The sequence below is a fragment of the Streptomyces sp. NPDC090021 genome (genome assembly GCF_044748225.1).
In the GTDB taxonomy this organism is placed as follows: Bacteria; Actinomycetota; Actinomycetes; order Streptomycetales; family Streptomycetaceae; genus Streptomyces.
The window spans coordinates 29,083-29,388 of the sequence record NZ_JBIVFO010000017.1 but is presented as its reverse complement, the minus strand read 5'-3'; positions in this window follow the sequence as shown (position 1 = coordinate 29,388).

Sequence of the window (306 nt, the reverse complement as noted above, 5' to 3'; positions counted from 1 at the left end):
CAGGCTTCGGGGCGCACCGGGTCGGCCGAACAGGACTTCCGGCGGGGCCGGGTGCGTGTGTCGGGGCGCTCCCCACAGGGCGCCGACACACAGATCGCCCCGACGTGACCGGGCGTGGTGCGCTCGCGGGCGCAGGCTTCGGGGCGCATCAGGTCGGCCGAACGGGAGTTCCGGCGGGACCAGGTGCGTGCCGGGGCGCTCCCCGCAGGTCGCCGACACACAGATCGCCTCGACGTGACCGGGCGTGGTGCGCTCGCGGGCGCAGGCTTCGGGGCGCACCGGGTCGGCCGAACAGGACTTCCGGCG